The sequence below is a fragment of the Candidatus Frankia alpina genome (assembly GCF_902806485.1).
Lineage (GTDB): Bacteria > Actinomycetota > Actinomycetes > Frankiales > Frankiaceae > Frankia > Frankia alpina.
Genome location: NZ_CADCWT010000272.1, coordinates 1 through 5,680, shown reverse-complemented (window position 1 = coordinate 5,680; position 5,680 = coordinate 1). Strand labels below are relative to the sequence as shown.

Genomic DNA, 5,680 nt, shown 5'->3' with positions numbered 1-5,680 from the left:
GGGCGGCCTTCACCTCGGCCCTAGCGGCCCTTCTGCGGCCCTTAGCGGTCTTGGCGGCGAGGCGGGCGGCACGGCGGGGGGCGGCCAGCGGGTTCGCGGACGTCTCCCGAGCCGTCTTGCACTGGGCACGGGCCTGCGCCACCGACGCCGACGCCACCGCCCGGCCCTGGCGGGCTGCGATCCACGCCGCCCGATGCTCCGGGGTCCGCAACTCGCGGCGCCGGTCCGCCTCCGCATCCCACCAGGAGACGAACGGGGCGCACGCCGGGGACAGACCGTCGAGGACCGTCACCGCCGTTGCCGACGTCGCCCGCCACACCCGCACAGCGGCCGGTCCGGAGGTGGTCTGCGGGGCCTGCTCGGGGGTGGTTGCAGCCCCCGGTTGCACTGGTTGCACCCGGACTAGCTGGTTGACCCCTGCAACCACCCCTGCAACCGCCTCTGACCTGCACGGTTGCAGGTTGCAGGCAAGGGGGCCGGAGGGGGCCCTACGCGTGCGCGCGCGAGGAACCCCGATTTCCGGCGGGTTGCAACCCGGCTCGGACGGCACGGCGGCGGAGGCCTGCCGGGCGGTCATGCCGCACCACCGAACAGATCATCCTGGCCGCCGCAGACCGAGCACAGCAGCCCCGTCACCGTCACCGTCACGGCCAGCTGACCGTGGCAGCGAGTGCACCGCCGCCGCGGCGCCAGCGGCACGACGGTCAGGGCGATCCGCAGGCTGCGAGCGTCCACCAGGACGATCGACGGGCAGGCCTGGTGCTGCACGGTGAGTGCGAACCCGCATGCCCGGCAGCAGACAGCCAGGCCGGCGGTGAGCTCGGCGGTGTGCCGGCGGCGGATGTCCCGCTCCTCGGCGGCGGTCACCCGGCGGCCGGCCTGCAGGGCGGCGAGGATCACCGGATCGAAGATCTCTTCAGGCTGGGTGACGGTGACCGTGATCCGGCCCGGACGGCGGGCACTCATGCCACACCACCCAGACGGGCGGCGGGCGAAGCCTGGCGCGCAGATCCGCACCCAGGCAGGGAAAGATGACTCATAGCGGTCTCCTGTGCTTGCAGGTGGTCCGTTAGCCCCCGGGCCGGTGTTCCACCACCAGCCCGGGGGCGCTTTCAGTTGCAAGGCGGAACGCTACATGCCTGAACTTAGAATGTCAAGATGCTATTCTTTCAAGCATGAGAGAAAGTGTTCGCAACTTTGAGCCACTGCTTGACTACACAGACATAGCCAAGCTAGCGGGCATCTCACCCGTTACTGCACGCAGCTACAGGCATTCGGGGCACCTGCCCGAACCTGATGAGCAGACCTCGCCCCGCCGGCCCCGCTGGAAGCTGTCGACCGTGACCACATGGCTGGAGAACCGCCCGGGCCGGGGGCGACCTAGGCCAGAAATCATGGAGCGAAGGCGTGAACGCGCAGCCCAGAAGGCCTGCGCGGAGTCCGAGACTCTCAATGATCAAGAAAGTCGTCTGATCACCTGAAACGTGGCAGCCCAGAGGAAGCGACAGCGCCCCGTCGGAGCAGTCCGGCGGGGCGCTTGGACGTTCCGGGCGAGGACCGTCGGCCGGCTGTCGCGTCTCCCTCGCTGCCGTGCCTGCCCCGCCGGCGCCGGGATGGTTGCAGCCGTCTGCGGCACCGGTTGCAGCCCTGGAAACCGCGGGGTGCAGTTTCCTGGGAGTTTCCTGGGTGCAACCGCCTCCGACCTGTAGGTTTACGAGTTTCTTGGTTTCCTGACATGGGCCCTACGCATGCGAGCACGAGGAACCCCGGTTTCCGGTGGGTTGCAACCATCCTCCCCCCCTGACATCCAGTTCTTCCTGCCCGCGGTAACCGACAGCTTGGCGGTCCCTCGACGGCCCTCACCCGCACCCGCCGGGCTGTCCCCGGCACCACCAACCCCACGCGGGGTCACCATCCCACGCAATCTCCTCGATGACCTCGACCAGGTGTTGGGTACCGGAACCCATCCCCGTCGCCAAAGTCTCCCCGCTGCTACTCAACCTCGCCCCCACCTGGGCCGCCTACCGCACCCTCACCGGGCTGCGTCTGGTCCACTTCCTCACCGACGAGGGGACCGAGGGGATCAAGGTCCCGACCATCGGGAACCGCTGGCCCCTCGACCCAATCACTATCCGTGAACAAATCAGGCGGCGGACCGCCGACCTCAACACCTGAGTTAGATCGGCCCCCGGCCATCCCCAAACCACGTCCCCGGCGCCCCTGCGGCACCCAAATCCACCTGCCCTAGCTCGACTAACTCGCCTAACTTTCCGCAGGTCGGAACCCCCCAGCCTCCGAAGCCCCCGAGTTAGAAATCTAACTCGTAGCCGGCGATCTAACTCCTGATCTAACTCCGCAAACATCGTTCAGCACGCCCAAAACCAGTCACACAAAGTCATATATGTTGGAAGGGAGGCAGCTGATGGCTGCCATCTGCTCCCGCTGCCACGGAACCCGGATGGTCAGCCCGGGAGCCAACCGCGGCCCCTGCCCCGCCTGCACCACCGGCGGCGCCGGAGACCGGTAGCCGGCGGCGGGCAGCGGGTCATCGACGGCCTCCTCGGTCGACGTCGCGACGTCGACGAACGCCAGCCCACCAGCCGAGCCCACCAGCTCGCCACCGAAGCAGCCACCACTCGCCACCCGGCGAAGAAGACCACCACCACCAGGAAGAAGCCCGCTGGCGCCCGGCCCCTACTACTGCCGGCCTGCGATCGGTCCGGCACCCCCGGCCCCCTCACCGTCATCCCGACGAAGAAACCGAAGAACTACAAGCTCACCGACTACCAAAAAACCGCGAACAGGACGATCTCCGCACGCCGGTCAGCGGTCGAACGATGCATCGCCCGCCCGAGGAACTGAAAGATCCGCGCCGCCGGCTACCACTGCCGGCTCACCGAACTCCCTAACCTCATCCGAATCATCACCAGGCTGGATTTCTACCGGCTCGGATGGTGACTTATGGATAAAGCTCTCAATTAGGATCACACAGATGATGAATCTGAATAAGTTCCCAAGAAGTTTTTCTGTCGTTATAGACAATCCTGAAGCAGGCGTTTCCCGAGTTATCTAGTGTTTCCCCCACCGGGTCGCCGCCGTGATTAGAGGTCGTTGTGACCTTGACAGTTTTCACCGTTGAAGGATCGAGATACGCAGATCCCCCCTTCGAGCGGCCAAAAAAAGCAGCCCTTCCCTTTAGGTGGAAACTACACGATACTACCGGATTTCCTGTCGCATCGGGACCGGAGTAACCATCTAGAACCACTGTTTTGCCGGAAGCGGTGTAGTTCTGAAAATGCCACATATTTCTTCCGGGGGAAAATTGGCACTCGGATCCGTTCGCCGCGTGAGCCAAGGGTGCCAGCAGCAGGAGTGTCCCCATCGCAACCGACACTGCCGCAAGTGATGCCATGAACTTCCTGGCTGATCGCAGAACCACTACCTCTCCCAAAAACTGCGTAGCAGCGAACGGTAGTAGTGATTCGCCGTACTCGGCAAACGATATGAATTCCATATCAAGAATAGATTAAGTGTGAAACCCAGATGAAACCCAGACAAGCCAACCTTACGTTGATGATCGAAGCCTTAAAGCGACAAGATCCACCCACCGCGTATTGATCAAGTGTCGAGAGTCTCGCCGCCGCCTCGCAAGCTGGCCTGCACCGGCATGGCCGTCACCCAGCACCGACCCGCACCGCGATCACGGCCGCCAGATAGGCCAAAGACGGCCCCACGGTGCCACCGTGGGGGTCCCCCCACCCCGCACCACGTCAGAGCGCCCCGCTGAAGCAGTTCGGTGAGGCGCTTCGACGTCCGAGGCATGCTCAGTCCGCCCGTTCCTTCACGTCCAGGTTCAGCCGGACGACGACCGGAGGGGATCCACCGTCCAGGACACCGGCCGGGTGACCCCCTCCGGTAGAACCGTCTTCTCGTCACCTCGGGCAACGTCTACCTGCGCCTGCGTCAACCCCTCGACACCGGTGAGGTTTGCCCCGTCCAGCCGGGCGCCGGTGAGGTTGGCCCCATCCAGCCGAACGTGGGTAAGGTTGGCCCCATCCAGCCGGGCGCCGGTGAAGTCTGCCCCAATCAGCTGGGCGCCGGTGAGGTTCGCCCCGGTCAGCCGGGCGCCGGTGAGGTCAGCCCCGTGCAGCGAAGCTTCGATGAGATCAGCCATCTCCAGCCGGGCACCGGTGAGGTTTACCTCACACGGCCAGGCACCGGCGCGGTCCACCCCCTCCAGCCAGGCGCTAAACGGAACAGCCCAAGAGATGTCGACTTTGTCCGAGAGACGGCCCAGCACGGTCAGCGCGGCCTGCACATCGGTATCGGGATTTCGTCCAAGATCCGGCGGTGTGTCGCTGGTGGCTTGATCGGCCGGGGCTGATGGCTCCAGGCTGGCACTCCGCCTGCTCGTCGTCCTCCCCGACCAGACGGCCCAGGGACGGCGAGCTCCATGGGAATGATCAAGAATGGTCCGCTCGCGGACGAAGGCCGAAAGCACCTCCACCACCGGCTGGCGATACGTCGTCGACTCGGCCCCAAGGCTCTCCAACGCGTAAATCCCGTCCAGGCAGACGTCCAACGCCTCCGAACCAAGCTGGCCAATCCCAGCGGTGTACTGCTCCACCAGCTCCCGTTGCTTCCGCCTCGGATCCACCTTCCGGCATAGCGTTCCCTTTATCGCAGGCCACGCCCTCACCATCAGTCCTCCCACCCGACCTAACCTCACCGACTGCAATCTGCCAGTCACGTAAGTCCGCAGTTGTGCTGGATCAACGTTTTCCTCCAGCATGCCATGAAGTTCTATACGCCAACTGAACCGGAGTCTTGGAGCACCGAAGGAGTCCAGACAGCCCCGTAGCCCGACGGGGCATGGACAGCCCGGGCACGATCAGCCCGGGCGAGCGGCCAACCGGAGCATCCGGTCTTCCCCACCCGCCCCCTGCCCATAGGTCTAGCCCACCGCCACATGCACCCCCGGCCGGGGATGTTGGTCAACGGTGTTGTCGACACCCGCCGGGTTGATCTTCTGCATGGGGGCGGCCTCCGCCCTCTCCTCGCCATCGCCGGCGAGGTCTTCATCGGCGGTCTCCTCCTCGGCGGGGACGACGAGAGGCGCAGTGGCCCTCATAGGTGGACGTCCAGGTCCCCTTTGCGAAGGAGGGGCCGTAAGCGCCGGCGGTCACCTTCCCCGACTGATCACTCAGCCGCCGCGCGGGACGTGGCATCGTTCTCCGCCGCCTCGGCAGTTGCGCCTGCGCCGGTGGCCGTCACGGCCGCTCCGTCCCGGAGGGTGCCCGCGGCGAACGAGGTGCCCCCCGCGAGCATGGTGCCGCCGACGACAACTGCTGCGGCCAGGGTCTTTGCTGCCCCGAGTCTTCGCAATGCGCCTTGAGTCCGGGTCACTGGTCGTGGCCTGCACTCTCATGATCGGGTGGATGAACTTCTCCTGATCAAGGAAGACCATCGTCTCGCCGCCAGGGCGCCATGAACGGGACAATCCGCAGTCTTCTCCGCCTCGCCAGCACAACAGCAAGGACGAACAGGCCGGATGCCGCACCGACATCCAGTCCTTCACCCACGAAGGTGCGGGCCCGCCGGCGCCCCGACGCCCCACCAAGGGCCAGTCCGGCGGGGCGTCGGACGACCGAACAAGATCAGCCCAGGGTGTTAGTCAACG

At 65.7% G+C, this 5,680-nt stretch carries 7 protein-coding genes; 1 reads left to right on the top strand and 6 read right to left on the bottom strand.

The window, feature by feature from the left end:
- Together G6R25_RS20600 and G6R25_RS20595 are read right to left on the bottom strand one after the other, a co-directional pair.
- Nucleotides 1-388 (bottom strand): hypothetical protein (locus G6R25_RS20600; protein WP_205447295.1); only part of this gene is annotated, 388 nt, incomplete at its 3' end.
- 185 nt (nucleotides 389-573) lie between these two features.
- Entirely contained in the window at nucleotides 574-966 is a 393-nt protein-coding gene (locus G6R25_RS20595; protein WP_163554250.1) for a hypothetical protein, read from the bottom strand.
- 966 nt (nucleotides 967-1,932) lie between these two features.
- Here G6R25_RS20595 and G6R25_RS20590 point away from each other — a divergent pair.
- Nucleotides 1,933-2,175, top strand: coding sequence for a hypothetical protein (locus G6R25_RS20590; RefSeq protein WP_163554249.1), 243 nt, complete (start codon nucleotides 1,933-1,935; stop codon nucleotides 2,173-2,175).
- A 210-nt stretch (nucleotides 2,176-2,385) separates the two neighbouring features.
- Here G6R25_RS20590 and G6R25_RS20585 read toward each other — a convergent pair whose 3' ends face one another.
- From G6R25_RS20585 to G6R25_RS20570, 4 genes are all read right to left on the bottom strand, one after another.
- Nucleotides 2,386-2,643, bottom strand: a complete 258-nt coding sequence (locus G6R25_RS20585; protein ID WP_163554248.1) for a hypothetical protein — start codon at nucleotides 2,641-2,643, stop codon at nucleotides 2,386-2,388.
- Between the two features lie 331 nt (nucleotides 2,644-2,974).
- Complete coding sequence (locus G6R25_RS20580) at nucleotides 2,975-3,412, bottom strand: hypothetical protein (protein WP_163554247.1); 438 nt, start codon at nucleotides 3,410-3,412, stop codon at nucleotides 2,975-2,977.
- A gap of 441 nt (nucleotides 3,413-3,853) precedes the next feature.
- Nucleotides 3,854-4,792 (bottom strand): pentapeptide repeat-containing protein, encoded by a 939-nt coding sequence (locus G6R25_RS20575; protein WP_136449456.1) that lies wholly within the window; start codon nucleotides 4,790-4,792, stop codon nucleotides 3,854-3,856.
- A 162-nt stretch (nucleotides 4,793-4,954) separates the two neighbouring features.
- On the bottom strand, nucleotides 4,955-5,131 hold the full coding sequence (locus tag G6R25_RS20570; protein WP_163554246.1) for a hypothetical protein: 177 nt from the start codon (nucleotides 5,129-5,131) through the stop codon (nucleotides 4,955-4,957).
- Nucleotides 5,132-5,680: the final 549 nt, after the last annotated feature.

What these genes read in the sequence shown, in the direction of transcription:
- G6R25_RS20590 (WP_163554249.1), top strand. Translation starts at nt 1,933, where the DNA reads ATGACCTCGACCAGGTGTTGGGTACCGGAACCCATCCCCGTCGCCAAA.
- G6R25_RS20570 (WP_163554246.1), bottom strand. Translation starts at nt 5,131, where the DNA reads ATGAGGGCCACTGCGCCTCTCGTCGTCCCCGCCGAGGAGGAGACCGCC.
- G6R25_RS20595 (WP_163554250.1), bottom strand. Translation starts at nt 966, where the DNA reads ATGAGTGCCCGCCGTCCGGGCCGGATCACGGTCACCGTCACCCAGCCT.
- G6R25_RS20575 (WP_136449456.1), bottom strand. Translation starts at nt 4,792, where the DNA reads ATGCTGGAGGAAAACGTTGATCCAGCACAACTGCGGACTTACGTGACT.
- G6R25_RS20580 (WP_163554247.1), bottom strand. Translation starts at nt 3,412, where the DNA reads ATGGCATCACTTGCGGCAGTGTCGGTTGCGATGGGGACACTCCTGCTG.